The 25872-nt window shown below is 64.3% G+C and carries 24 protein-coding genes; 15 read left to right on the plus strand and 9 right to left on the minus strand.

The genetic code is table 11. The features are described 5' to 3' along the window. The 6 genes from AC0WRY_RS10430 to AC0WRY_RS10455 all read left to right on the plus strand — a co-directional run bounded on the left by AC0WRY_RS10430 (position 1) and on the right by AC0WRY_RS10455 (position 6098). Complete coding sequence (locus AC0WRY_RS10430; protein ID WP_194406897.1) at positions 1-951, plus strand: ABC transporter permease; 951 nt, start codon at positions 1-3, stop codon at positions 949-951. Beyond that, entirely contained in the window at positions 938-1810 is an 873-nt protein-coding gene (locus tag AC0WRY_RS10435) for an ABC transporter permease (RefSeq protein WP_194406898.1), read from the plus strand. Before AC0WRY_RS10430 ends, AC0WRY_RS10435 begins: the two co-directional genes overlap by 14 nt. Further along, complete coding sequence (locus AC0WRY_RS10440) at positions 1807-2799, plus strand: ABC transporter ATP-binding protein (RefSeq protein WP_194406899.1); 993 nt, start codon at positions 1807-1809, stop codon at positions 2797-2799. Before AC0WRY_RS10435 ends, AC0WRY_RS10440 begins: the two co-directional genes overlap by 4 nt. Then, entirely contained in the window at positions 2796-3767 is a 972-nt protein-coding gene (locus AC0WRY_RS10445) for an ABC transporter ATP-binding protein (RefSeq protein ID WP_194406900.1), read from the plus strand. The genes AC0WRY_RS10440 and AC0WRY_RS10445 overlap by 4 nt, the downstream gene beginning before the upstream one ends. A gap of 75 nt (positions 3768-3842) precedes the next feature. Continuing rightward, positions 3843-4910, plus strand: coding sequence for an alcohol dehydrogenase (locus tag AC0WRY_RS10450; protein WP_194406901.1), 1068 nt, complete (start codon positions 3843-3845; stop codon positions 4908-4910). A gap of 108 nt (positions 4911-5018) precedes the next feature. Next, positions 5019-6098, plus strand: a complete 1080-nt coding sequence (locus AC0WRY_RS10455) for an isocitrate/isopropylmalate dehydrogenase family protein (RefSeq protein WP_194406902.1) — start codon at positions 5019-5021, stop codon at positions 6096-6098. A gap of 60 nt (positions 6099-6158) precedes the next feature. On the opposite strand, the gene AC0WRY_RS10460 is transcribed toward AC0WRY_RS10455, so the two are convergent. The 4 genes from AC0WRY_RS10460 to AC0WRY_RS10475 form a co-directional block, all read right to left on the minus strand. Continuing rightward, positions 6159-6443, minus strand: coding sequence for a hypothetical protein (locus tag AC0WRY_RS10460; RefSeq protein WP_194406903.1), 285 nt, complete (start codon positions 6441-6443; stop codon positions 6159-6161). A gap of 102 nt (positions 6444-6545) precedes the next feature. After that, positions 6546-7361: an enoyl-CoA hydratase gene (locus AC0WRY_RS10465; protein WP_491123051.1), complete on the minus strand. Its 816-nt coding sequence runs from the start codon at positions 7359-7361 to the stop codon at positions 6546-6548. A 274-nt stretch (positions 7362-7635) separates the two neighbouring features. Next, a complete protein-coding gene (locus tag AC0WRY_RS10470) occupies positions 7636-8007 on the minus strand; it encodes a helix-turn-helix domain-containing protein (RefSeq protein ID WP_020608151.1) in 372 nt (123 codons plus the stop codon). A 29-nt stretch (positions 8008-8036) separates the two neighbouring features. Further along, positions 8037-9086 carry a LysR family transcriptional regulator gene (locus tag AC0WRY_RS10475; RefSeq protein ID WP_194406905.1) on the minus strand — a complete coding sequence of 350 codons (1050 nt, stop codon included), beginning with the start codon at positions 9084-9086 and terminating at the stop codon, positions 8037-8039. Between the two features lie 483 nt (positions 9087-9569). On the opposite strand from AC0WRY_RS10475, the gene AC0WRY_RS10480 reads away from it, so the two are divergent. Beyond that, the gene (locus AC0WRY_RS10480) at positions 9570-9836 is read left to right on the plus strand and encodes a hypothetical protein (protein ID WP_491123052.1); all 267 of its coding nucleotides are present in this window, start codon (positions 9570-9572) and stop codon (positions 9834-9836) included. 206 nt (positions 9837-10042) lie between these two features. Continuing rightward, entirely contained in the window at positions 10043-10774 is a 732-nt protein-coding gene (locus AC0WRY_RS10485) for a cytochrome c biogenesis CcdA family protein (RefSeq protein WP_194406907.1), read from the plus strand. Positions 10775-10788: 14 nt separating this feature from the next. Here AC0WRY_RS10485 and AC0WRY_RS10490 read toward each other — a convergent pair whose 3' ends face one another. After that, positions 10789-12246 carry a sensor histidine kinase gene (locus tag AC0WRY_RS10490; RefSeq protein ID WP_491123456.1) on the minus strand — a complete coding sequence of 486 codons (1458 nt, stop codon included), beginning with the start codon at positions 12244-12246 and terminating at the stop codon, positions 10789-10791. A gap of 364 nt (positions 12247-12610) precedes the next feature. Between AC0WRY_RS10490 and AC0WRY_RS10495 the strand changes: the two genes are divergently transcribed. From AC0WRY_RS10495 to AC0WRY_RS10505, 3 genes are all read left to right on the plus strand, one after another. Beyond that, positions 12611-13609: a TRAP transporter substrate-binding protein gene (locus tag AC0WRY_RS10495; RefSeq protein ID WP_491123053.1), complete on the plus strand. Its 999-nt coding sequence runs from the start codon at positions 12611-12613 to the stop codon at positions 13607-13609. 84 nt (positions 13610-13693) lie between these two features. Continuing rightward, on the plus strand, positions 13694-14209 hold the full coding sequence (locus AC0WRY_RS10500) for a TRAP transporter small permease (RefSeq protein WP_491123054.1): 516 nt from the start codon (positions 13694-13696) through the stop codon (positions 14207-14209). Beyond that, positions 14206-15525 carry a TRAP transporter large permease gene (locus tag AC0WRY_RS10505; RefSeq protein WP_194406910.1) on the plus strand — a complete coding sequence of 440 codons (1320 nt, stop codon included), beginning with the start codon at positions 14206-14208 and terminating at the stop codon, positions 15523-15525. Before AC0WRY_RS10500 ends, AC0WRY_RS10505 begins: the two co-directional genes overlap by 4 nt. 80 nt (positions 15526-15605) lie before the next feature. On the opposite strand, the gene AC0WRY_RS10510 is transcribed toward AC0WRY_RS10505, so the two are convergent. Then, positions 15606-16880: a serine hydrolase domain-containing protein gene (locus AC0WRY_RS10510; protein ID WP_194406911.1), complete on the minus strand. Its 1275-nt coding sequence runs from the start codon at positions 16878-16880 to the stop codon at positions 15606-15608. A gap of 173 nt (positions 16881-17053) precedes the next feature. Between AC0WRY_RS10510 and AC0WRY_RS10515 the strand changes: the two genes are divergently transcribed. Next, on the plus strand, positions 17054-17971 hold the full coding sequence (locus AC0WRY_RS10515) for an intradiol ring-cleavage dioxygenase (protein ID WP_194406912.1): 918 nt from the start codon (positions 17054-17056) through the stop codon (positions 17969-17971). A 10-nt stretch (positions 17972-17981) separates the two neighbouring features. Here AC0WRY_RS10515 and AC0WRY_RS10520 read toward each other — a convergent pair whose 3' ends face one another. Beyond that, positions 17982-18875, minus strand: coding sequence for a LysR family transcriptional regulator (locus AC0WRY_RS10520; RefSeq protein WP_194406913.1), 894 nt, complete (start codon positions 18873-18875; stop codon positions 17982-17984). Between the two features lie 99 nt (positions 18876-18974). Between AC0WRY_RS10520 and AC0WRY_RS10525 the strand changes: the two genes are divergently transcribed. Beyond that, on the plus strand, positions 18975-19844 hold the full coding sequence (locus AC0WRY_RS10525) for an SDR family oxidoreductase (RefSeq protein ID WP_491123055.1): 870 nt from the start codon (positions 18975-18977) through the stop codon (positions 19842-19844). A gap of 78 nt (positions 19845-19922) precedes the next feature. Here AC0WRY_RS10525 and AC0WRY_RS10530 read toward each other — a convergent pair whose 3' ends face one another. Both AC0WRY_RS10530 and AC0WRY_RS10535 read right to left on the minus strand, forming a co-directional pair. Beyond that, entirely contained in the window at positions 19923-21653 is a 1731-nt protein-coding gene (locus tag AC0WRY_RS10530) for a bifunctional protein-serine/threonine kinase/phosphatase (protein WP_491123056.1), read from the minus strand. Positions 21654-21719: 66 nt separating this feature from the next. Next, a complete protein-coding gene (locus AC0WRY_RS10535; protein WP_194406916.1) occupies positions 21720-22559 on the minus strand; it encodes a formate/nitrite transporter family protein in 840 nt (279 codons plus the stop codon). Positions 22560-23238: 679 nt separating this feature from the next. Between AC0WRY_RS10535 and AC0WRY_RS10540 the strand changes: the two genes are divergently transcribed. Both AC0WRY_RS10540 and AC0WRY_RS10545 read left to right on the plus strand, forming a co-directional pair. Next, positions 23239-24702 (plus strand): CmpA/NrtA family ABC transporter substrate-binding protein, encoded by a 1464-nt coding sequence (locus tag AC0WRY_RS10540; RefSeq protein ID WP_194406917.1) that lies wholly within the window; start codon positions 23239-23241, stop codon positions 24700-24702. Between the two features lie 78 nt (positions 24703-24780). Continuing rightward, positions 24781-25869, plus strand: coding sequence for an ABC transporter permease (locus AC0WRY_RS10545; protein ID WP_194406918.1), 1089 nt, complete (start codon positions 24781-24783; stop codon positions 25867-25869). Positions 25870-25872 lie beyond the last annotated feature (3 nt).

The raw sequence follows: 25872 nt of genomic DNA on the forward strand, positions 1-25872 counted from the left end.
ATGCTGAACTTCGTCGTTCGGCGACTGCTTGCCATGCTCCCGGTGCTGCTCGCGGTCTCGCTGCTGACCTTTCTGATCGCCTCGCTGCTGCCGGGCGATCTTGCTTTGGTCATCCTCGGCGATCAGGCGACGCCGGAGAACGTAGCGGCGCTGCGCCGCGACATGGGGCTCGACCAGCCGCTGTGGTGGCGTTATCTGAGCTGGCTCGGTCACGTCCTGCAAGGCGACCTCGGCCGCTCGTTCCGCACCGGGCAGACGGTGTTGCAGGCGGTCGCCGAGCGCATTCCCGTCTCGCTCGAGCTGATGCTGATGGCCGAGTTCATCGGCCTCTTGATCGGCGTTCCCGTCGCAATCGCCTGTGCTGCGCGGGCCGGCGGCGCGTTCGACCGCTTCATGACGGGCAGCGCGTTCGCGATGCTGTCGATGCCGTCTTTCCTGATGGCGATCCTGCTGATCTATTTGTTTGCGGTCGAGCTGCACTGGCTGCCGGCGACCGGCTATGTGCCGTTCACCGAGGAGCCGCTGGGCAATCTGCGCTTCTTCGTGCTGCCGGCGCTGACGCTGGCGCTGGCGGAATGGCCTGGCATCATGCGGGTGCTGCGCTCCGACATGATCGCGACCCTGCAGGAGGACTATATCGCGCTCGCCAAGGCAAAGGGCCTCAAGCCGGCTCGTATCCTGTTCGTGCATGCGCTGAAGCCGTCGTCCCTGACCCTGGTGACGGTGACCGGCATCAATATCGGCCGCCTGCTCGGCGGCACGTTGATCGTGGAATCGATCTTTGCGCTGCCCGGCATCGGCCGTCTCCTTGTCGGTGCGATCTACACCCGCGACCTCGTCATTCTCCAAGGCGTGGTGCTGCTGGTCGCCTGCGGCTTCGTCATCGTGAACTTCATCGTCGACATGCTCTACGCCGTGCTCGACCCCAGGATCCGCCATGGCCGCGCTTGAGCTCTCGATGCAGGACGAGGCGGTGCCCGTGTCGGCTGGCCGCGAGCGAAAGCTCGGCCTCTTGTTCTGGATCGCGAGCACCTGGCTCGCGATCATCCTTGCGCTCGCGATCCTCGCGCCGGTGCTGCCGCTGCAAAATCCCGTCGACATGGACATGCTGGAGCGGCGTGCGGCGTTCTCCAGCGAGCATTGGTTCGGCACCGACGGGCTCGGCCGCGACGAGCTCGCCCGCCTGATTTTCGGCGCGCGGGCCTCGCTGACGGTCGGGTTGATCGCACCGATGATCGGCTTGACCATCGGCGGCGCGTTTGGCTTGCTCGCCGGCTATTTCCGCGGCCGGTTCGAGACGCTGGTGGTCGGCAGCATGGACGTGCTTCTCGCCTTTCCGCCGCTGATTTTTGCGCTCGCGGTGACCGCTTATCTCGGCCAGTCGGTCCCCAACCTCACCCTGATCCTCGGTGTGCTCGGCATACCCGCCTTCATGCGGGTGGCGCGGGCGGCGACGCTGACGCTAGCGCGGCGGGAATTCGTGATTGCGGCTGAGGCGCTCGGTGCCAGCCATGCGCGCATCCTCCTGCGCGAGCTGTTGCCGAACGTGATCCTGCCGCTGCTGGCCTTCTTCCTGCTCGGCGTCGCCGTCACCATCGTCGTCGAGGGTGCGCTGTCCTTCCTCGGTCTCGGCGTGCCGCCGCCGGTGGCGAGCTGGGGCAGCATGATCGGCGAGGGGCGCGACAGCCTCGACGTCGCGCCGCGGCTGGCGTTTCTGCCGGCGGCCGGACTGTTTCTGACCGTGCTGGCCTTCAATCTGGTCGGCGACACCTTGCGGGCCCTGACCGACCCGCGTCAGGGGGCACTGTGAGCGGCCCGCTTCTGACCATCGCGGACGTCGCGGTCGAGCTGCCGACCCCGCGCGGAACGCTGTGCGCCGTCGATCATGTCGACCTGTCGCTGGAGGCGGGCCGCACGCTCGGCATCGTCGGCGAATCCGGTTGCGGCAAGACCATGCTGTCGCGCGCGGTGCTGCAGCTGCTGCCGAAAAAGGCAAAGCTCACGGGTCGCGTGATGTTCGACGGCCATGACCTGGTGCGGCTCGCGCCGGAACGCCTGCGACGCCTGCGCGGGCGCGACCTCGCCGTCGTGTTCCAGGATCCCATGACCTCGCTCAATCCGGTCCTGACCATCGGCACACAGTTGATGGAGACGATCCAGGAGCATCTCGAGCTCGATGCGCCCGAGGCACGGAAGCGCAGCATCGAGCTTCTGGCGGCGGTCGGCATTCCCGCGCCGGAGCAGCGGCTCGCGCAATATCCGCATCAATGTTCCGGCGGCATGCGACAGCGCATCGCGATTGCGATCGCGCTGTCCTGCGAGCCGAAGCTCTTGATCGCGGACGAGCCGACGACCGCGCTCGACGTCACCATCCAGGCGCAGATCCTGGATCTGCTCGCGCGCGAACAACGCCGCCGCCACATGGCCATGATCATCATCACTCACGATCTCGGCGTCGTCGCCGGCCGTGCCGACGAGGTCGCAGTGATGTATGCCGGCAGGGTGGTGGAGCGCGCACCGACCTCGGCCTTGTTCAAGTGCATGCATATGCCCTACACCGAGGCGTTGCTGGCGGCGATCCCGAAGCTGGATGCCGCGCCGCATACGCCGCTGCCGGCCATCTCCGGCCGTCCGCCCGATCCGACGCGGCCGCTGCGTGGCTGCTCCTTCGCGCCGCGCTGCCGCTATGCGGCGAGCGATTGTCACCACGCCAAGCCCGCGCTGACGCGCGCGGAGACACCCGGACATCTCTATGCCTGCTTCCATCCGATCCAGATGACGGAGGGCGTTGGCGCATGATGCAGCCTGCCGTGCGCGCCGAACCGCTCCTGAACGTCGACAATCTCGTCGTCGAATACGGTCTCGGCAACAAGACGGTGCATGCCGTTTCCGGCGTCAGCTTTCAGGTCGCGCGCGGCGAGACGCTGGGGCTGGTCGGCGAATCCGGCTGCGGCAAGTCGACGCTGGGCCGCGCCGTGCTGCAGTTGCGACGCGCCAGATCCGGGCGTGTGCTGTTCGATGGCGAGGATCTCACCGCGATGGAGGGCGAGGCGTTGCGCAAGATGCGCCGCCGCGTGCAGCTGATCTTCCAGGATCCGATCGCCTCCCTGAATCCGCGCCGCCGCATTGGCGACATCGTGGCCGAGCCGCTGATCATCGCCGGCGTCAAGGATGCCGCCGAGCGCAAGCGCAGGGTTTACGAGGTGCTTGGCGCGGTCGGGCTCGATCCTGATCTGGTGGCGAACCGCCTGCCGCATGAGTTCTCCGGTGGCCAGTGCCAGCGCATCTGTATCGCACGGTCTCTGGTGCTCAATCCGGAGTTCATCGTCTGCGACGAGCCGGTCTCGGCGCTCGACGTCTCCATTCGCGCGCAGATCCTCAATCTACTGGAGGAGATGAAGGCGCGGTTCGGCCTGACATTGCTGTTCATCGCGCATGATCTTGCGGTGGTCAAAGCGGTCAGCGACCGCGTTGCGGTGATGTATCTCGGCCGTCTCTGCGAGGTCGGCCCTTCCGAGCAATTGTTCGCGAGGCCCGCGCATCCCTATACGGGACTGCTGTTGCAGGCGATCCCGGTGCCCGATCCGGACGTTCGTCCCGCCGAGAGTGTCGCGGGCGGCGAGCCGCCATCGCCGATTGCACCGCCGTCCGGCTGCCGCTTCCGCACCCGCTGCCCGCGGGCCGATCAGCGATGCAGCGCGGAGATACCGGAGTTGCGCGAAGTCGCACCCGCCCAGTTCGTGGCTTGCCATCATCCGCTGGCCTGAACTAAGACCGGTTTGTCTCGCCTTGCCGGCCATGGCATGGTGGCGCGGCGACAAGAAGCATGCGGGAGGACGCCGATGAAGAGTTTCAAGGTTGCCGATTTCAAGGCGCCGTTGCAGGAGTTCGACGAAGCGACGCCGCAGCCGTCGGGCACGCAGGTGCTGATCAAGGTGAAGGCGGCTGGCGTCTGCCACAGCGATCTCCACATCTGGGAAGGCGGCTACGATCTCGGCCACGGCCGCAAGCCGCTCTCGCTGAAGGACCGCGGCATCAATCTGCCGCTGACCATGGGACACGAGACCGTCGGCGAAGTCCTGGCTTTCGGCCCCGATGTGAAGCCGACCGACCAGGGCGATCTCAGGCTCGGCGACGTCGGTCTCGTCTACCCCTGGATTGGCTGCGGCAAATGTGCGACCTGCCTGGCTGGCGACGAAAACATGTGCCTGACGCCGCGCTCGCTCGGCGTCTATTGCGACGGCGGCTATTCCGATCACATGCTGGTGCCGCATCCGCGCTATCTGCTCAATTTGAGAGGGCTCGATCCGGCGACCACCGCGCCCTATGCCTGCTCGGGCGTCACCACCTACAGTGCGCTGAAGAAGGTCGAGCAGTACTTCGATACGCCGATCGTGATGTTCGGCGCCGGCGGCCTCGGCCTGATGGCGCTGTCGCTCTTGAAGGCGATGGGCGGCAAGGGCGCGATCATGGTCGATATCGACGCCAGGAAACGCGAAGCCGCCGAGAAGGCCGGTGCGCTTGCCACCGTCGACCCCAAGGCGCCCGACGCGCTGGAGCAGCTTGCCAAGAAAGCGGGCGGGCCGATCCGCGCCGTGATCGACCTCGTCGGCAACGCCGCGACGACCCAGCTCGGGTTTGATTGCCTCACCAAGGGCGGCAAGCTCGTCATCGTCGGCCTGTTCGGCGGCGGCGCGACCTGGGCGCTGCCGCTGATTCCGATCAAGGCGATCACGATCCAGGGCAGCTATGTCGGAAACTTGCGCGAAACGCAGGAGCTGCTCGACCTCGTTCGCACCAAGAAGGTGCCGCCGATCCCGGTGACGACGGCGCCGCTCGCCAAAGCCAACGACGCGCTGTTGCAATTGCAGCAGGGCGCGGTGGTCGGGCGCACGGTGCTGACGCCGTAATTCAGTTGTCGTTCCGGGGCGATGCGAAGCATCGAACCCGGAACCTCGAGATTCCGGGTTCGGTCCTGCGGACCGCCCCGGAATGACGCCTTTGTCTTAGGAATATCCATGTCCGCAAACAACGCCTTCCACATTGCCGTGCTCGCCGGTGACGGCATCGGTCCCGAAGTCATGGCGCCCGCGCTCGAGGTGCTGCGCAAGGTCGGCGACAAATCTGGCCTGAGCTTCCGCTTCACCGAGGCGCCGGCTGGCGCCACCAATTATCTGGCGACCGGAAAATCGATGCCTGATTCGACGATCAAGCTCTGCGAGGAGGCCGACGCGATCCTGCTCGGCGCCTGCGGGCTGCCGTCGGTGCGCTACCCCGACAATACCGAGATCGCGCCGCAGATCGAGCTGCGTTTCATCTTCGATCTCTATGCCGGCGTGCGGCCCGCGCGCCTCATTCCTGGCGTGCCGAGCCCGATCGTCGGTGCCGACCAGCGCGGCATCGATCTCGTCGTGATCCGCGAATCCACGGAAGGGCTGTTCGCCTCGATGGGCAAGGGCGTCGTGACCCACGAGGACGCGCGCGAGACCATGGTGATCACGCGCAGGACTTCCGAGCGCCTGTTCGAGTTCTCGTTTCGCCTGGCCGAGCGGCGCAAGGCGCGCGGCAAGCCGGGGATGCTCACCTGCGTCGACAAGGCGAACGTGTTCAAGGCCTTTGCATTCTTCCGCGGCATCTTCGACGAGATCGAGAAGAAGCATCCTGGGGTGAAGACCGACCGGCTCTATGTCGACGCCTGTTCGGCGATGCTGGTGAAGCGCCCCTGGGATTTCGACGTGATGGTGATGGAGAACATGTTCGGCGACATCGTCTCCGACATCACCGCGAGCCTGATCGGCGGCCTCGGCATGGCGCCGTCGGCCGACATCGGCGACAAATACGCGGTGTTCCAGCCCTGCCATGGCACGGCGCCCGATATCATGGGGCAGGGCAAGGCCAATCCGACCGGCATGATCCTGTCGGCGGCGATGATGCTCGACTGGCTCGCCGACAAGCACGGCATCGAGAGCGCGGCGGAAGCGGGCGAGACGATCGAGCGTGCGGTGGATCAGGTCTATGCCGGCGGCATCAAGCCGATGGAGTTCGGCGGCAGCAACGGCACCGCGGACATCACGAAAGCGGTGCTGGGCGCGCTCTGAAAAGCAATCGAAGGCTCCAGTTCATCTCAAAGAAAAGGGGCCTTACGGCCCCTTTGTCGTTCACCAGCGGCGCCAGTGGTGGCGGTGACCCCAGCCCCACGGACGCGGGCCGTAGAAGCGGCGCGGGCCGCCATAATAGCCATAGGCGCCGTAATAGTTCGGGCGCCAGAAGCAGCGGCCCCAGGGGTTACAGACCCAGCGCACCTGATCGACATTCGCGGCCGGCCCGCTCGCGACTCGGTCGGCCTGCGGAATGCCGTTCGGCATCGCGGCAAGCGCTTGCCCTGATGCGAGCGCCGCACCGCCAAGGGCAGCCAGACCAAGCACAGCAAATTTCAGTTTCATCGCAATCTCCCTTATTGGTGGCGGGAGAACTACCGCGGGATCAACTGGTTGCTAGCGCGCTGAGCCGCGCGAGGAATTTAATCTTCCTGAACAAAGGTTCAGCTACTTGCCCTGGAACTGCGGCTTGCGCTTTTCCATGAAGGCCTGCCGGCCCTCGCGGAAATCCGCGCTGTCCATGCAGGCGGTGCCGATCGACTTGATCGCGTCCATGTCGCGTCGGCTTTCGTCCTTCAGCACCTCTGCAATCGTGATCTTTGCGGCCTTGATCGCCAGCGGGGCATTCTCGGAGATGGTCTGCGCGATCGCCATCGTCTCACCCCAGAGCTCGCCCTCGGGGAACACGCGCTCGACGAAGCCGATGCGCAGCGCCTCCGCGGACTCGATGCGCATGCCCGTGTACATCAGCAGCCGTGCCCAGGACGGGCCGACCAGCGACACCAGATGCTTCAAGCCGTCATAGCCATAGGCGATGCCGAGTTTCGCGGCGGGAATGCCGAACTGGCTGCCGTATGCGGCAAGGCGGATATCGGCGAGCATCGCGACCTGCATGCCGCCGCCGAGACAGAAGCCCTGGATGCAGGCGATGGTCGGCTTGGGATAGTTGGCCAGCAGTGCGCGCTGGGCGGCGCTGCGCTTGGCATATTCCTCGGACGCCGCCGCGTTATGGCGGGTCTTCTCGAACTGGCTGATGTCGGCGCCGGAGACGAAGGCCTTGCCGCCGGCACCGCGCAGGATCACGACGCGCACGGCATCGTCGTCGCGCAAGGCCGTCAGCGCCTCGCCAAATCCCTCCCACATCTCCAGCGACATCGCGTTGCGCTTGTCGGGATTGTTGAAGGTGATCACGCCGACGCCGTCGGTGACGTGCTGGAGGATCTTGCCGTCGGCGTAGGCTATTTCACGGGAGATGTCGGGCATTGCGCGCTCGCTGGTCGTAGGCCGGGGGCAATGTGGGGCGCGGGCCCTTGCGGGGTCAACCGGGGCCGGGTGGGCTTGTCTGCATCAGCCTGTGCCGGGATTGCATGGCGCGTCGTCCCGAGTGTCGTGCGCGCAAAGAAAAAGGGGCGGTCGAGCCGCCCTGGAAAGGCCACGCGCAGGTGCGCGGGCCGGAATATGCTCGTTCAATCCGGCCGCGCCCCCGCGACGCGGCGGATTGAAAGATCGGCCTTGAAGACCGGAGCGTCGGTCGATCTCAGCTTTCGTTCGCTGCGATCGATTCCATCAGCGAGACGAGCTGGCGTTGCACCGTCTGGTCCTTGATCTTGCTGTAGGCGCGCAGCAGGCGGAGGCTGAACGCCGAATCGAGGAACAGCAGGCTCTCGACTTCGCGCGCCTTGTTGTCGCCGTCGTAGAAGAAGGTCACGGGCACGTCGAGGGCGGAAGCGATCTGCTGAAGACGAGCCGCGCCGACGCGATTGACGCCCTTCTCGTATTTCTGGACCTGCTGGAAGCTGACGCCGAGCTTTTCGCCGAGCTCGGCCTGCGAGATCTTCATCTCGACGCGCCGCAAACGAATCCGCTTGCCGAGCTCGATGTCCGGCTTGCCGGCACTACGCTGCTTCATTCTCTTCGCCGCTGCTTTCATTTTGGTTTTCACCTTTGTTCTTCGGTTGAAAATCCCCCGAAGAGCTGGGTCAGGGGTTCGCCCATATACGAGTCCTTGAATTCATGCGGGTGCACGAACTCTTCCTTAAACCACGGGAAACGAGCTGGACTGAAAGCTTCGATCAGCCAGTCGATCATGTGCCGCACGCGCGGAATACGGCCGCTACCGGGATGGTAGGACAACCAGATATCCAGCGGTCGGTTCAGCTCGACCTCCAGTGGAATCAATTTCCCGCCGAGCGCAATGGCGTAGCTGGGGAAGACGCCGATGCCGGCGCCATTCGCGACCGCCCAATAATTGGCGCTCGAGACGTTGGTCTTCATGACCAGAAGGTCACGCTCCGAAACGCCCGGGAAGAAGCTCTCGAAGGATTCCTTGGCGGCGAGCTGGTCGGCGAATTGCAGCACCAGGCGATGCTTGATCAATTCCGCCGCCGAACGCGGCGCGCCATGCTTTTCGATGTATTTCTCGGAGGCCCAGAACATCAGGTGCATGCGGCCGAGCCGCACCAGCTTGATGTCGAGCGCCGAGGGACGCGACAGATGGATGGCGACGTCGGCCTCATGGCGCGAGACGTCGGCCGAGCGCATCGCGCAATGCAGGTCGACCAGGATTTTCGGATAGGCCTGCTGGAACTCGACCAGGCGCGGGGCGAGCCAGAACGTGCCGAGCCCCTCGGTGACGGCGACCCGGACCTCGCCGGACAGGGCGTTGGCCATCGAATCACTGGCGCGCAGCACGTCGAAGGTGGCAGCCTCCATGCGCTCGACGGCGGACACCACGAGCGCGCCTTCATCGGTCAGATGGGTACCGTGGACGTCGCGGGTGAACAGCGTGGTGCCGGTCTGGCGTTCGAAATCGTCGATCCGCCGGCGCACGGCGTTGATAGACAGCGACAGGCGTTCGGCCGCCGAACGGAAACTTCCGCATCGGACGACTTCGAGGAATATGCGGGCCGCATCCCAATCAGAGAGGCCGCTGAGATTTGTCTTTGGGCGTTCCGCCACAGGAACGCCCCTTTCCGCCAAGGAGTGCATACAAGTCCCTTCGGACAGCTAAACTGGCAGAATCTGGCGCAAACCACAACCACTGCGGGTTGGGGGATGATGAGTTTTGAACGTCATCCTTACTACCCCGTGGGTGGTATCAGAATGCTGCCAGGGGCTGGGAATCGGGCAGACTGTTCGCCCGGATGAGGGGTGTGGCGTGAGTTCCGTTGCGAGCCGTGAAATGGCTGCGGGATTGCAGGCACTGTCCGCAATGGATGCCGTTGCGCGAGAGCTGGCGCCGTCTCCCTCGATGGATCAATCACAGCGCACCAAGCGTTTCCTCGCCGATCATTTCGAAACCGAGCGACATCGCAACGCGGCGATGGCAGCCGGAACCGCGGTTCCACAGCGGAATCCCGCTGAAATCAGGTTCAGAGGCACAGCGGCCTCGTGCTATCCTTGGTCTTCCATGGGGGCCGAGGGGGTCGTCACCATTACGTCTCGCAGGCCGAATTAACGGAAAGAACGCCGGTGTCGCATTCAGACGAACAGTTGCAGTCGGTGCTGGAAACGCTCGAGGAGTGCCGCAAGGTTCTCAACGCGTGCAACAGCCGTGAGTCGGCCGAGCTGCTGTCCATTGTCATCCTCGACGTCAGGATGAAACTCAAAGGAATCGACAGTGCCGATCTCAAGGCATTGTGCGACGAAATGCTGCGGAGCGCTGCGAGCGAACCGTCGCACCCTTCCAAGCAGACGCAGGACCAGCCCCGGCGTCCGCTGCTCCGCGTGGTGAAATAGCCACGCCGCCGAGTCTCGCTTTTTGGCGAGATTTGTGCGCGTCCCGATGCCGCACCTGTGATCACAGACGGCATCGGGAGGAGCCCTGGTTTCGCGCGCCTCTGTTGCGCATTCTCCGGCATCGGCTACACCTGAGCCGGTTCGGCTCCGGGCCGGGCGCATTCCCCGCGCGCCGTACCGGCACCTGAGATGGCTCAGACGGCATCATGCAAAATGTTTCGATCCCGGCGGCGCTGATTGCCGGCCTCGTCAGCTTCCTCTCGCCTTGCGTCCTGCCGCTGGTCCCGCCCTATCTGATCTACCTCACGGGCGCCACGATCGAGCATGTCGAGAGCGACGAGCCGTCCTCGGCCTCCAAGCGCGCGATCATGATGTCGGCGCTGCTGTTCGTGCTCGGCTTCTCCACGGTCTTCGTCGCGCTCGGCGCCAGCGCCTCGCTGGTCGGCGGGCTGATCCGAGCCTGGTCGGCGGAGCTGTCGATCCTCGCCGGCATCGTCATCATCGTCATGGGGCTGCACTTCCTCGGACTGACGCGCATCGGCCTGTTGATGCGCGAAGGACGGCTGCCCATTCCCAAGCCGGTCGGCCTCTGGGGCGCCTACATCATGGGCCTTGCCTTCGCGTTCGGCTGGACCCCCTGTATCGGCCCGATCCTCGCCGCCATCCTGTCGATCGCCGCGGCCGAGGCCACGGTGACGAAGGGGGCCGGCCTGCTCGCGGTTTATTCCGCCGGCCTCGGCATTCCCTTCCTGATCGCCGCCCTGATGATCGAGCAGTTCTCGGCGCTGTTCGCGCGCATGAAGGGCCACCTCGTCAATGTCGAGCGCGCCATGGGCGTGTTGATGGTGATCACCGGCATCGGCTTTCTCACCGGCGCGGTCTCCAATGTGAGCATCTGGCTGCTCGAGACCTTTCCGGCGCTGCAGACCATCGGATAGAGCGTCGTCCCCGTTTACCGCGCCTCGTCCAGCGTGCAGACCACCGTGCAGACCACGCCGCGCGGCAGGAAGTCGACGGTTGCTTCGCCGCCGAGCTGGTCGCGGGCGCTGCGCTCGATCAGGCGCGAGCCGAAGCCGCGTTGCACCGGCGCCGTCACCGGCGGTCCGCCGATCTCGGTCCAGATCAGCCGGAGCCGCGGCTTCGGCGCATCGGTGATGACCTCCCAGTCCAGCGTCACCCGGCCGGTCTCGTTGGACAGCGCGCCGTATTTCGCGGCGTTGGTGGCGATCTCGTGCACGATCATCGACAGCACCACGGCAAGACGCGGCGACAGCGGCACGTCGGGACCGGCCATGCGGATGCGGTCGGGACTGTTCAGCAGGAATGGCTGAAGCGCGCGGGCGATCACGTCGCGGAGCTCGGAGCCGGCCCATTTCTCCTGGCTCAGCAGGTTGTGCGCTTCGGCCAGCGCGCCGAGCCGGCCCTCGAACTTTGTCCGCTCGTCCCGGCTGGCGCTGCGGAAGGTCTGCACCGCGATCGCCTGCATCAAGGCCAGTGTATTCTTGACGCGATGGTTGAGCTCGTCGATCAGGAGATTGTGCAGCATCTCGCCGCGCGCGATCGTCGTCGCCATCCTGACCGCGAAGGTCAGGCCGGTCAGCAGCAGGATGCCCCCGATCAGGCTGGTGATGGCGATGTTGCGCCAGAGCGGCGCGATCAGCGAGCTCTCGGCGACGCCGGCCACGACCCTCCAGCCGGTCAGGTGCGAGGTCGTGAAGGCGGAAGACAGCGCCACGCCGTCGAGCGACACCGTCGATAAGGTCTCCTCCGAGCTGCGCGACATCGCGTCGTAAATCGCGCCGGACGCCTGCTTGCCGATCGTCGCGCTCGGGTTCGGTACGCGGGCGAAAACGATGGCTTTGGTGTCGACCAGGGACACGGTCCAGAGCTGGTCGGGCCGCTGCTTTTCGACAAGCTCCTGAAAGATGCTGATCGGCGGGCTGAAGCAGAGATCGTAGATCACCTCTCCGTCGCGAAACACCGGAACCTCGACGGTGAGCACCTGCCGTCCGTTGATCGCACCGGTGAACAGATCGGAATATTGCGGCGACTTGTTCGCAAAGACCCTTTCGACGATCGCGAGATTGCCGCGCGCCGGCAGGCTCGCGGTGTCGTCCGTCGCGGAGGAAAACAGCAACCGGCCCTTGCGGTCGGAGACCAGCACCAGACCGCCTTTGCCATACTGCTCGACAAAACCGAGCGCGATGCGGCGGAAGCTCTCGAAGTCGCCGTTGCGCAACGAATTGGTCAGCGCCAGCACCTGCAGGCCGCCGGTCATGCGCTGAACCTCCGAATCCAGCACGAGGCGCATGCTGCGCACGTTCTCCAGCACGCGGCGCGTGGCGTCGCCGCGGTCCTGTTGGTAATTGTAGACGGCAATGCCGACCGCGAAGACGATCAGCGGCAACATCGTTCCCGTGACCAGAAGAGCGAGGCGGACCGGCAGGGTAAGCTTTGACAAACGCGAGTGTCCCGGTTCCGGCGCGGCGGCGCCGGAGTATGATTTTGGCCAGACCATACGGGCGGGACTGGCGCTGCGCCACGATTTTCGCGTCGAGCGCAAGCCTCTGCGTATTGAAGAGAGGGACAGAAGTGCAGGCCGGCTGGAGGCCGATTGCACTGCAGCAGTGGCCCTGCGACGAAGGAGTCGCTCCTACGCAGGCGAAATGACTTCCGTCCGGCCGGGGTTTTTCATACGCTTGCCCTCGCAAGCCGCATACCGGCTGCGCTCACGCCCCGGCGACAGGGTCGGAGCATCAAAGGGAGGGGAGACGATGAAGCGAAGATCATTTCTCGCTGGTATCGGCGCGACCACTGCGGCGGCTACGATCGGCATGCCGTCGATCCTCAGGGCGCAAGCGCCGATCACGCTCAACGGAGCCGTGCAGTTCAACGACGACCACGCCTTCAACCGGGCGCTGCTCCGGTTCGAGGAGCTCGTGAAGAAGTATTACGGCAAGCCTATCAATTTCACCCTGCACAGAAATTCCTCGCTCGGCCTCGAGAAGCAGTATTTCGAGTACATGTCGCAAGGAAAGGCGGTCGATTACGGCATCGTCTCGCCGGCCCATATGTCGACCTTCGCCAAGGCCGCCCCGTTCATCGATGCGCCCTTCGTGTTCAAGGGCATCGACCACATGAACAAGGTGGTCGAAGCCAACATCCTGGCGCCGATTGCCGACGAGGTCGCGGCGAAGGCCGAGGTGGTCCTGATCGGCTATTCCGGCGGCGGCATCCGCAACATCTTCGCCAACAAGCCGCTCAAGAACCTTGCCGATCTCAAGGGGCTCAAGGTTCGCGTGCAGGGCGCGCCGATCTGGTCGAAGACCTTCGCGGCGGTCGGCATGAGCCCGACGGTGATCGCCTATAACGAGATCTACAACGCGATCCAGAACGGTGTGATCGCCGCCGGTGAAAACGAGGCGGCCGGCGTCGAGGCAATGAAGTTCTACGAAGTGGCTCCGCATCTCAGCCTGACCCAGCACGCCGTGTCGATCCGGCCGATCTGCTTCTCGGTGAAGACGCTGAAGACCTTGCCGAAGGATCTGCAGGACGCGATCATGAAGGCCGGCAAGGAGGCCGGCGATTACGGCCGACAGCTCGAGTCGAGCGAAGAGGTCGTCAAGCTCGACACGCTCGAGAAGGCCGGCAAGCTCAAGCGCGTCCCCTTCGAGGAGCGGGACGCCATGAAGAAGCTCGCCGACCCCGTGATGGCCGCCTACGCCAAGGAAATCGGCGCGGAAGGCATTTTCGAGAAGATCAACGTCGTCTGAGGTCTCTGCGTCCGCCGACAGCATCTCCGGGCAAGCCCCGCTTCTTGCCCGGACGTGGCGGATGTGCTGCCGCTGGGAGTCCCAATGTCTGACATGCCCGTCCCGTCCACACCGTCGCTGTGGCGCCGCGCTACGGCGGCTTATGCGAAATTGCTGGAGTTCCTGCTGGCCGCCTGCGTCGGCATCCTCGTCGTTCCGGTCACGCTGCAGATCATCTCGCGCTACACGCCCTTCATTCCGTCCTACATCTGGACGGAGGAGATGGCGCGCTTCCTGTTCATCTGGACAATCATGATCGGTGCCATGGTCGGCGTCCGCGAAGCGCAGCATTTCGAGGTCGACGTGTGGCCGGATCTGTCGCGGCGATCGGAGGCTGCCGTGCGGATCCTGGCGCGGCTCGGCGTCCTGGCGCTGGCGCTGGTGTTCGTAACGGCCGGAATCGAGTTCACCCGCTTTGCCTGGAACAGGACGTCAGAACTTGCCGATTTGCCACTCTGGGTGATTCACGTCGCCTGGCCCGTTGCCGGCGTGACGTGGATCGTCTTCGCGGGCGAACAGATCGTCGATGAAATGCGCGTACTGGTCGGGGCACGGCAATGAGCGGCAATGTACTCTCCGCCGGACAGGCCGCGATGGTGCTGTTCGGGGTCTTCGTCGGCCTGCTCATCGTGCGCGTGCCGGTCGCTTTCGCGCTTGGCCTCGCCTGCGTGCCGATCCTGCTGATCGAGCCGCGCCTGTCGCTGATGATGCTCGCGCAGGAAACCTTCAATGCCTACAATTCCTTCATCCTGCTGGCGGTGCCGTTCTTCCTGCTGACAGCGAACCTGATGAGCATCGGCGGCATCACCGACCGCCTGGTGGCGCTGTCGCGCTCGATGGTCGGGCACTGGCCGGGCTCGCTGGCGCAGATCAACGTCGTGCTGTCGGTATTCTTCGCCGGTATCTCGGGTTCGTCCACCGCGGATGCGGCGAGCCAATCAAAAATCTTCATCGATGCGCAGACCAAGGAGGGCTACGACCTTTCGTTCTCGATCGCGATCACCGCGGTTTCCGCGGTGCTCGCAGTCGTCATCCCGCCGTCGATCCTCATGATCGTCTGGGGCGGGCTGATCTCGACCTCGATTGCCGCGATGTATCTGGCCGGCATCGTGCCGGGTCTGCTGATCGCGGGCGCGCAAATGGCGACGGTGCACGTCTACGCCGTCCGACGCGGCTACCCGACCTATCCAAAGTCGACCTGGGTGGAGATGCGCTGCGCCATCTGGAAGTCGATACCTGCGCTGATGACGCCGTTCATCATCGTGGGCGGCATTCTGCTCGGCTGGTTCACTGCGACAGAGTCGGCTTGTGTCGCCGTGCTCTATTCCGTGGTGCTCTCGGCATTCTTCTATCGCGAGACTGGCATTCGCGAGTTGTACAAGGCGCTGCTCGACACCGGGCGCCTTGCCGGCGTGGCGCTGTTCTGCGTCGGCACCGCCAGCGCGTTCGGCTGGCTGCTCGCCTACTACAAGATCCCGCAAGAGCTTCTGGCCAATGTCTCGACCTGGGGCATGGGGGCCGTTGCGGCCGGCTTCTTCATCTCCTTCTGCTTTCTGGTGGTGGGCTGCTTTCTCGACGCCATCCCGGCCATCATCATCGTCGGCACCGTGCTGGAGCCGCTCGCCAAATCGGTCGATCTTCATCCGGTCCAGTTTGCGATCATTTCCATCGTGTCGCTGGCCTTCGGACTGGTGACGCCGCCTTATGGTCTTTGTCTGATGATCGCCTGTTCGATCGCGGGCGTGCGGCTGCGCTATGCGCTGAAGGACACGGTGATCATGCTGATCCCGATGCTGCTCGTGCTGGCGGCCGTCATCGTCTGGCCCAGCGTGTCGCTGTTCCTGCCGCGCCTGATCGTGCCGCAAATGCTCAAATGAGCGTCTGCAAGTGAGCTTCTGCAAATGAGCTTCTGAAAGTGCGATTCCGCGGACGAGGGCCGCGGGATCGAGGCAATTGGCTACAGGTTGCTCTCGGTGATCGCGGCGTAGACCATGCTGCGCAGCTCGCGCCGGATCGGATAGGCGCTCGACGGCAACACCTGCGTCATGAAGATCGCAATCAGCTCCTCGGCCGGATCGATCCAGAACGAGGTGGTGGCCGCGCCACCCCAATTGTATTCGCCGGGGCTGCCGGCGATCAGCGTCTCGGCCGGCCGCATCGTCACGGCAAAGCCGAGGCCGAAGCCGATGCCGTTATAGGCGGCTTCGGAGAACAGCGAACGGGAGACCTCCGGCAGCGCGCGTCCGCCCGGAATGTGGTTGCTCGTCATCAGCGCCAGCGTCTTCGGTCCGATCAGCCTGACACCGCCGAGCTCGCCGCCATTCAGCAGCGCGCGGCAGAAGGTGAGATAGTCGGCAACCGTCGAGCACAAGCCGCCGCCACCCGAGATGAAGGACGGCGGGGTGAGGAACGAACTCGTCGACGGATCGTCCTGCAGGGTCAGGCCCTCGCGCCGCTGGCCGGCATGGAACGTCATGCCGCCGCCGGGGTCGGCAGAATAGCACGCGGCAAAGCGGTGAGCCTTCGAAGCGGGCACATGGAAATCGGTGTCGGTCATGCCGAGCGGATCGAGGATGCGTTGTTTGAGGAATTGCTCGAACGGCATGCCCGAGATCTTGCCGACGAGATAACCGAGCACGTCGGTCGCGACCGAGTAGTTCCAGGCTTCGCCCGGCGAGAATTCCAGCGGGATCTTGGCCAGACCCTCGATCATGGTCTGCAGCGTGCCCGACTTCTCGACCTCGCCGATCTTTTCAGTGCGGTAGGCGGCGTCGACATTGGAGCGCTGCTGGAAGCCGTAAGTGAGGCCCGCGGTGTGGCGCAGGAGGTCCACGATCAGCATCGGCCGGGACGGCGGCCGGGTCAGGAAGGCCGGGTAGGTGCCGGCGACGAAGACGCCGAGATCCTTCCATTCCGGAATGTACTTGGCGACGGGCTCGTCGATCGCGACGAGGCCTTGCTCGACCAGCATCATGAAGGCGACGCTGGTGAGCGGCTTGGTCATGGAATAGATGCGGTAGATGGTGTCGTCCTTGACCGGCAGCTTGCGCTCGACATCGGCAAGGCCCTGGATCGAGCTGTGCGCGACCTTGCCGCGGCGATAGACCAGAAGATGCGTGCCCGGGAAGCGGCCGGCATCGATGTACCGGCTCTTCAGATGCGCATCGATGCGGTCGAGCGCGGCCTTGGACATGCCGACGGATTCGGGCGAGGCAGGGGTGGGCGCGAGCATCAGTTCCTCCGGGCAGTTTTGTCGCTCCGTTGATAGCCAAATGACGACTGCATTCCAAGCCGCTCGCGCTTAACGCAGGGGGGTCGGCTGGTGTAGGCTGCCCCTGGAACGCCTCCAAGGAGCCCCAAAGGCCTTCAGAATGGGCGAACGAGAAAAACACAGGGCAAGCCATCATGACCCAGTTCAACGAGACTGACCTCACCGAAGCCGTCGTCAGGAGCTTCGACAGCACGCCCAATCCCCGCGCGAAATTCCTGCTCCAGGAATTGGTGAAGTCGCTGCACGATTACGTGAGCAGGACCGGCCTGACCTTCGAGGAATGGGACTACGCTATCGATTTCCTGACCCGCACCGGGCAGAAATGCACCGACACCCGCCAGGAGTTCATTCTCCTGTCCGACGTGCTCGGCGTCTCCATGCTGGTCGACGCGGTCAACCATCGCGACCGCGAGGGTGCCACCCAGACCACCGTGCTGGGCCCGTTCTATGTCGGCGAGCACAAGGTGACGGCGCACGGCACCGACATCTCGCCGAACAACCAGACCGGCGAGCGGATGTTCGTGCAGAGCCGCGTCACGGATTTGAAGGGCAAGCCGCTCGCGAACGTCCCCGTCGACGTCTGGCATGCCGATGACGACGGCTTCTACGATTCCCAGAAGGCCAATTATGACGAGGTCGGCGCCTCGGCGCGGGCGCGCTTCATCACCGACGATGACGGCCGCTTCTTCTTCCGCACCATCCTGCCATGCAGCTACCCGATCCCGACCGATGGCCCGGTCGGCGAGATGATCGTGCAGACGGGCCGCCATCCGATGCGCCCCGCGCATGTGCATTTCCTGGTGAATGCGAAAGGCTATGAGCCGCTGATCACCCACGTCTTCATGGACGGCGACAAATATCTGGATTCCGACGTGGTGTTCGGCGTGAAGGACGATCTCGTCGCCAGGGTCGAGCCGCGCACCGACCCCACGATGCCCGACGGCACCAAGGCGAGCGGGCGCTGGCATTTGATGTCTTACGAATTCCACCTCAAGCCCGGTGGCGGCATGGCGCCGAAGCCGCTGGGCGTGAAGGCCGGAGAGCCGGCGTGAGGGCGCGGATTCATCCCCCGATGTAGGCTGCCAACTCGTCGGGCGTTCCCTTCGGAAATGCTTCCTTGAGATGATCGAGGAAAGCGGAGACGCGAGCACTCAGCAATCGCCGCGAGGGATAGAGCGTCCACAGGGCGATATCGGATCCCTCAACATCGCCCCAGCGTAGCAGCGTGCCGCTGGCCAGGTCGTGGCTGACCAGTGACAGGGGCAGCCGCGCAGCGCCGACGCCGGCTCGAATAGCATCGCGAACCATCATCAGCGACGACAGTCGAAGAACGGGGTCGACAGCGAGACGCGAGGTACCGCTTGGTCGCTTGATGTTCCAGGCGGCAGCCTCGTTGTCCGCTCCGCGCACGACGACAGGAACGGCGAGATCGCCCTTCGGTCGCTTGAGATTGGGACTGGCCACGACCACCAGGCGGTCGTGCAAGAAGATGCGGCCGACCAGGCTTTCATCTGGATGGGGGTTGACCCTGATCGCGAGGTCAAAACCCTCCTCGATCATGTCGACGTAGCGATCATCCGTCGTGACCTCGAGCCTTACTTCGGGATGCTTGAGCGCGAAGCCGGCCGCGAGCCGGCCCATGGCGGTCTGCGAAAAGAGCAGGGGAGCGCTGATCCGCAATCTGCCTCTCGGCTTGTCGCCGCCCGCGGCGATCGCTGCCGCCGCCTCGTCGAGCTCGGTGAGGAGCGCGCCCGTTCGCTCGTACAGCGCGCGTCCCTCCTGGGTGAGTTTGAGCGTGCGGCCGCCGCGCTCGAAAAGGCGCAAATCGAGGCTGCTCTCAAGTTCGGACACGCGCCGGGACAAGGTCGCTTTCGGACGTCCCGCGGCGCGCGCGGCCTTTCCGAACCCTCCGTGTCGGGCGACGAGATTGAAGTCGGCGAGCGCAAGCAAATCCATCTGTTCCACCAGTGAGACGGCCTGTCCAGATATAGCGTCTATCGGCTCACATGTGGATCACTAATTTCCGGGTGTCTCAACCAAACCGGAGTGATCCCCATGACCATCCTCGTTACAGGCGCCACCGGCACGATCGGCCGTCACGTCGTCGAGCAACTCGTCAAGCGTGGCGCCGATGTGCGCGCGCTGGTCCGAAATCCCGCGAAGGCCAACTTCCCGGCAAGCGTCGTTGCGGTGCAGGGCGACTTGCTGGACGTCGATTCCCTGCGCGCGGCGTTCTCCGGCGTTTCGACGCTGTTTCTGCTCAACGCCGTGGTGCCGGACGAATTCACCCAGGCGCTGACGGCGCTCAACCTTGCCCGCGAAGCCGGCATCGAACGGTTCGTCTATCTGTCGGTCATTCACAGCGACCGCTACGTGAACGTTCCGCACTTCGCCGGCAAGTTCGGTGCCGAGCGGATGATCGAGCAAATGGGCTTCAATGCGACCATCCTGCGCCCCGCCTATTTCATGAACAACGAGCTCATGATCAAGGACGCCGTGACCGGATATGGCGTCTACCCCATGCCGATCGGCAGCAAGGGGCTTGCGATGATCGACGCTCGCGATATCGGTGAGATCGCGGCGATCGAATTGATCCGCCGCGAGACGTCCGCCGCGACGCTTCCGATCGAGCGCATCAATCTCGTTGGCCCCGATACGATCACCGGCGCCAAGGCGGCCGCGATCTGGTCGGAGGTGCTCGGACGCTCGATCGCCTATGGTGGCGACGACGCCGCGGCATTCGAAAAGAATCTCAGGCAGTTCATGCCCGGCTGGATGGCGTTCGACATGCGGGTGATGAGCGAGCGCTTCGTCACGGAGGGGATGATCCCCGAAGCCGGTGACGTCAAGCGTCTGACCGACACCCTGGGACGTCTCTTGCGCTCCTATCGCGACTTCGTCGCCGAGATCATGGCCTCGGCCTGAGGGCTTGCTCGAGCAGGTGCGCGCTGGCGCCTGGCTGAATCGCTCGCCACTGATCATGTGGTGAGCGGGTAGCCCGGATCAGCGCGCGTGCAAGAGCGCCAGCAGCACGACCACCGCGCAGGCAAGCGCGGCCGAGGTCAGTTTCCAGAACATCAGCGGGCTGCGCTCGAGCAGCGGCGTGATCCGCGTGTCGAGATAGGCCGGGTTGGGGGTGCGCAGCTCGAAGACGAACTCGGACAGATCCTCGTGCCGCTTGTAGGGATCGGGATGCAGCGCGCGGCGGAGCGCGCCGTCGACCCAGGCCGGCACGTTGCGGTCGTCGTCGGTCGGACGGTATTTGAGCTTTCGCACGTCCGCCTTGCGGCGGATCCTGGCGACGTGGGTGCCATAAGGCAGCTTTCCCGTGAGCATCTGGTAGCAGATCACGGCCAGCGAGAACATGTCGGAGCGCGGTGAGCCGCCTTGCCCGAGAAAATATTCCGGCGCAGTGTACTGCACCGTGCCCAGGATTTCATCGGATTCGTCCGGCGGCGCGGCCTCGGCGACGCCGGCGACCCTGACCGATCCGAAGTCGATGATCTTCGCGGTGCCGGTCTTGTCGATCAGGATGTTGTCGGGCCTGAGGTCCTGGTGCAGCATCTCCATGCGATGGAAGGCGCGCAAGCCCGCGGCAATCTGCTCAACGATGCCGCGCACGGTTTCGAGATCGGGGCGCGGATTGTCGGTCATCCACTGCTTCAGCGTCTGCCCCTCGACGAACTCGGTCGCGACGTAGAGATGGCTGCGCCGCCGCGACTGCGACAGCGGCTTGAGCACATGCGGGCTGTCGATCCGGCGGGCGATCCATTCCTCCATCAGGAATCGCTTGAGATAGGCGGCGTTGTCGCGCAGATCGACCGACGGCAGCTTGAGCGCCACCGGCTGCTCGGTCTCGGTGTCGACGGCAAGGTAGATATGGCTGCGGCTGCTGCCGTGGATCTCGCGGACGATCCGGTAGCCGTCGAACAGTGCACGCGGCTCCGGCAGCGCGGGAAGCGGCAGTTGCGAGGTCTGATTGAAGATGCCGGCCGGCTCGCGCTGCGGCACCGCATCGATGCGAATGATCTGGACGGTGATGTTGTCGTCGCTGCCGCGCCGGTAGGCTTCCTCGACGATCGCCTTGGCCGCTCCGTCGAGCTCGGCGGCGTGCTCGTTCAGCGCGCTCGTGACGAAACGCGCGTCGACGAATTCGTAGGCGCCGTCGGTCGCCAGCAGGAACGTGTCGCCGGCCTCGACCTCGAAAGCCTGATAGTCGATCTCGAGCTGCGGATTGATGCCGAGCGCGCGGCCGAGATAGGTCTGCTCGGACGAGACGATGATGCGGTGGTCGTCGGTCAGCTGTTCCAGCGCCTTGCCGGCGACGCGGTAGATGCGGCAGTCGCCGACATGGAAGATGTGCGCGGTGGTCGCCTTGATGACCATGGCGCTGAGGGTGCAGACATAGCCCTTGTCGCGGTCATAGGCGTATTGGCTCTTGCGCGTTTGCGCATGCAGCCAGGAATTGGTGGCGTCGAGCACGCGGCGCGCGGACGTCTTCACCGTCCAGGATTCCGACGTGCAGTAATAGTCCATCAGGAAGCTCTTGACCGCCGACTCGCTGGCGATCTGGCTCACGCTGCTGCTCGAGATGCCGTCGGCGAGGACCGCGGCGATCCCTTTCAGGCCGAGTAGCGGCTCCTCGGGAATCAGGACGCCGTGGAAATCCTGGTTGACGGGCTTGCGACCCTTGTCGGAGTGCTGGCCGACCGAAATCAGGAGTCCGCGGGTCATCGTCGTCACCATGAGAGGGGAGCCTCACCCTGCTCGGGCGAGGCTCCCCTGTCGAGACGTATTCGATCAGGCCGCGACGCGGGGCTTCGCAGCCTTGTCGACCTGGCGCTTCGGCTTGGTCATGACATGCGTGGCGTAGAGGGTCATGCCGGTGAAGGCGAGGCCGCCGACGAGGTTGCCGAGCACGGTCGGGATCTCGTTCCAGATCAGATAGTCCATGATCGAGAACTTCGCATGGAGCATCAGGCCCGACGGGAACAGGAACATGTTCACGACGGAATGCTCGAACACCATGTAGAAGAACACCAGGATCGGCATCCACATCGCGATGACCTTGCCGGGGACCGAGGTTGAGATCATGGCGCCGACGACGCCGGTGGAGACCATCCAGTTGCAGAGCATGCCGCGCATGAACAGCGTCGCCATGCCGGCCGCACCATGCGCGGCGTAGCCGAGCGTTCGGCCCTCGCCGATGTTGCCGATCGCCGCGCCGACCTTGTCGGGCGCCTGCGTGAAGCCGAACGTCGTGACGAAGGCCATCATGAAGGCCACGGTAAAGGCGCCGGCAAAGTTGCCGACGAAGACGAGACTCCAGTTGCGCAGCACCCCGCCGAGCGTGACGCCCGGGCGCTTGTCAATCAGCGCCAGCGGGGCGAGCACGAAGACGCCAGTCAGCAGGTCGAAGCCAAGGAGATAGAGCATGGAAAAGCCGACCGGGAACAGCAGCGCGCCGATGATCGGCTGGCCCGTGTTGACGTTGATGGTGACGGCGAACCAGGCCGCCAGGGCCAGGATGGCGCCGGCCATATAGGCGCGGATGATGGTATCCCGGGTGGACATGAAGATCTTGGACTCGCCCGCATCCACCATCTTGGTGACGAATTCCGAAGGCGCGAGATACGACATCAATGGTTCCTTTGCTTCGTATGAATGAAGGTACGTTCGTTCGGGCGGCGCCGGTCTCGCGGCGTTCCTTGGCGCGCTGATCGGCGAGCCGAGATCCAGCGGACCCAAGGGCAGGGAGAATCTCGCGCGGAATCGCATCACGACGACTGCGCCGGGGGTCCAGCGAAGCACGCTCAAGCTTTCCCCGCGTTTCAGCCCCTGGAGGCCTCAACATTTCGGCGAACCGCAGTCGTCGTTGACTGAGCGATCTGTGAGAAAGCAATCTGCGTGCCAAGCCTTGCGGGTGGTCTTTGAGCTGTCCTGATGCCGATTTCGACCAAGGATGGGATGCTGTTGAGATCAGAGCAGTGCGGTGATCCCTGCCCTCGAAGTGAGGTCTGCCCATTTTTTGTGCGTCGCACAAGGACTGGGCGGCCCGCTGGATTTGCGGGCGCAATCGAGCCCCGCGTTACAAGCGACTTTAAGATAACTATCTGATCCTGTTGGTTATTCCGGAATGGCTCGGTCTGGCACGCTTCTTGTTTGATAGTGGTCGACGCCATCGACGCCGTCCCTCGAAGATCTCCATCCGAATCGTGACCTTCGCCATCCGGGGCCTTCCCGGAGACGTGCACCTGTGCGCGTGGGGGTGGCTGGCGTGCGCGGATGGTCCTTCGTTCACAAAGGAGCATCACATTCAATGACGAAGCCAACTGATAAGTCCTTGCGCGGCCGCCATAAGAGCAATCTGCTCGGCGGAGCTGGCGCGAACCCGCTCACCGGTCTCGACCGCCGTACCTTCCTTGCCGGGGGAGCTGCCGCCGCGGCTTATGCAGTCTCCGCCGGTCGCGTGCGCGCAGCCGCGCTCAAGCCGGAGAAGGAGGAGCTGAAGTTCGGCTTCATCAAGCTCACCGATATGGCTCCGCTGGCGGTCGCCAAGGAGAACGGTTATTTCGAAGACGAAGGCCTGTTCGTCACGCTGGAGGCCCAGGCCAACTGGAAAGTTCTGCTCGACCGCGTCATCAGCGGCGAGCTCGATGGTGCGCACATGCTGGCGGGCCAGCCATTGGCCGCGACGATCGGGTTCGGCACCAAGGCGCACATCATCACACCGTTCTCGATGGATCTGAACGGCAACGCCATTACGGTGTCGAACGAGATTTTCGCGTTGATGAAGCCGGGCATCCCGAAGGATGCGAGCGGCAAGCTGGTGCACCCGATCAAGGCCGAGACGTTGCGCCCTGCCATCGAGAAGCTGAAGGCTGACGGCAAGGCCTTCAAGATGGGCATGGTGTTCCCGGTGTCGACTCACAATTACGAGCTGCGCTACTGGCTCGCTTCGGGCGGCATCAATCCCGGCTATTATTCGGCCGAGGACGTGAGCGGAACGGTTGCGGCCGAAGCGCTGCTGTCGGTGACGCCGCCGCCGCAAATGCCGGCAACTCTGGAGGCCGGCACCATCAACGGCTATTGCGTCGGCGAGCCCTGGAATCAGGCCGCCGTCTTCAAGGGCATCGGCGTGCCCGTGATCACCGATTACGAAATCTGGAAGAACAACCCGGAGAAGGTGTTCGGCATCACCGCCGCATTCGCCGAGAAGAATCCCAACACGGTGCTCGCGCTCACCAAGGCGTTGATCCGCGCGGCGATGTGGCTGGACGAGAACGCCAATGCCAACCGCACCAAGGCGGTCGAGCTGCTCTCGAAGCCGGAATATGTCGGTGCAGACAAGGCAGTCATCGCCAATTCGATGACCGGCACCTTCGAGTACGAAAAGGGCGACAAGCGGCCGATCCCGGACTTCAACGTCTTCTTCCGTTACTTCGCCACCTATCCCTATCTGTCCGATGCGGTCTGGTACCTGACCCAGATGCGCCGTTGGGGACAGATCGGCGAAGCCAAGAGTGACGCGTGGTATCACGACACGGCCAAGAGCGTGTACCGGTCGGATCTCTATCTGGCTGCAGCCAAGCTTCTGGTCGCCGATGGCAAGGCCAGGAAGGAAGACTTTCCCTGGGACAGCGACGGCTATCGGGCGCCGACATCCGAATTCATCGACGGTCTGAGCTACGACGGCCGCAAGCCCAATGCCTACATCGACAGCCTGAAGATCGGCCTGAAGGGCAAGCAGAAGATCGACGGTGCCAAGGTCATCGACGGCTGAGAAATCGCAGCCGGGCCGCTGCAGCGCGGCCCGGCTCCCTGCTCGCAATCCGGCGGTGGACGCCAAGGGAATACGCAAATGGCATTGGTTAGCGAATACGTCGACGTCAGCGCGGAAGAGGCCAAGCGCGCGCGGCGGGAGCGGATGCTCGCGCGCATCAACGGCGCCGCCGTCTATCTGAACATCCTGGGCCTCGGCTGGCTTGCGCCGCTTGCGCGCATCGCCGCGGGCGATATGGTCAAGCCCCAGTTGAAGGAACTGCGGCAGGGATTGGTGGTGCCGCTCCTCGGCATCGGCGCCTTTCTCCTCGCATGGGCCGTGGCCGCGCCTCAGGTCAAGACCTCGCTCGGCGCCATTCCCGGGCCGGCTGAGGTCTGGGTCCAGACCAAGAACCTCTACGCCGATCACCGTGCCGAGCGCGCCAAACAGACGGCGTTCTATGAGCGTCAGGACGCGCGGAACGCCAAGGTGATCGCCGACGGCCATCCCGAGGAGGTCCGGCATCGCAACTACGCCGGCAAGCCGACCTATTTCGACCAGATCATGACCAGCCTCATGACGGTTGCGCTCGGCTTCGTGGTGGCGACGATCGTCGCCGTTCCACTCGGCATCCTTTGCGGCCTGTCCAAGACCATGAACGGCGCGCTCAACCCGTTGATCCAGATCTTCAAGCCGGTGTCGCCGCTCGCTTGGCTGCCGATCGTGACGATGGTCGTCTCGGCGCTTTACGTAAATCCATCGGAATTCCTGCCGAAGTCGCTGGTCATCTCCGCGATCACCGTGACGCTCTGCTCGCTGTGGCCGACGCTGATCAACACCTCGCTTGGCGTTGCTTCCATCGACAAGGACCTGCTCAATGTCGGACGGGTTCTCCAGTTGCCGACCCGGCGCACCATCACCAAGCTGGTGCTGCCGAGCTCGCTCCCGCTGATCTTCACCGGTCTGCGACTCTCGCTCGGCGTCGGCTGGATGGTGCTGATCGCGGCCGAGATGCTGGCGCAGAATCCCGGGCTCGGAAAGTTCGTCTGGGACGAATTCCAGAACGGCTCCTCGCAGTCGCTCGCGCGGATCATCGTCGCCGTGCTGACGATCGGCATCATCGGTTTCCTGCTCGATCGGGTGATGTACGCGTTGCAGTCCGCCTTCACCTTCTCCGGCCAGCGCTGAGGA

The sequence above is a fragment of the Bradyrhizobium sp. T-12 genome (assembly GCF_058314695.1).